The organism is Stenotrophomonas sp. B1-1 (genome assembly GCF_010894375.1).
GTDB lineage: Bacteria > Pseudomonadota > Gammaproteobacteria > Xanthomonadales > Xanthomonadaceae > Stenotrophomonas.
Window position 1 is genome coordinate 1 of the sequence record NZ_JAAIUZ010000065.1, and the last position, 627, is coordinate 627.

At 65.6% G+C, this 627-nt stretch carries 1 protein-coding gene; it reads right to left on the reverse strand.

Annotated elements, in window-relative coordinates; translation table 11 throughout:
• On the reverse strand, positions 1–627 hold a 627-nt coding region (locus G4G00_RS21780), incomplete at both ends, for a toprim domain-containing protein (RefSeq protein ID WP_164276661.1).

Genomic DNA, 627 nt, shown 5'->3' on the forward strand with positions numbered 1-627 from the left:
CTCCACCAGCGAGGCCTCCGGATAGGCGCTGCAGGACATGGCCGAGACCGCGCACAGGCCGTGCTGCTGGCAGGCGATGGCATCAAAGATGCCCTCGGTGATCCATACCTCACGCACCGTGCGCAGCGTGGCGGCCGAGGCCGGAGCCACCCACCAGCGGCCGGCGTAGCTCTTGCCCGGCGCAAAGCGGGCCTTTTGCTTACCAAAGCGATAGGGGCGGTCAATCAGCCGCTCCCACCAGCCGTCACCGGGCAAGGCAAAGCGCACCGTGGCTGTGCCCTGGTTGAGCTTGCGATCGAAGTAGTGCTCCTGGGCGTACAAGCCCTTGAGCGGGGCCAGGTCAAAGCCGCGGGCCGTGCTCAGATAGGCATCAGCGGCCGCGTTGGGCCGCTCCACGGTCTGCGGATGATGCTTGGAGTAGTCATCAAACAGATCCGGATAGAGCTCTCGAACCCTGATTTCGTGACGGCACTTGGACAGCCGCCCGCACCGCAGGACCCAGGGATGCTCGGCGTGGGTGTAGAAGTTGTCCTTCTCGCCACAGTTGGGGCAGCGGCCGCGCAGGAAGCTGCCGCGACGCTTGAGGCTGTAGTCGCGTTCCAGGCATGCCAGCACCTGCTCGAGGAT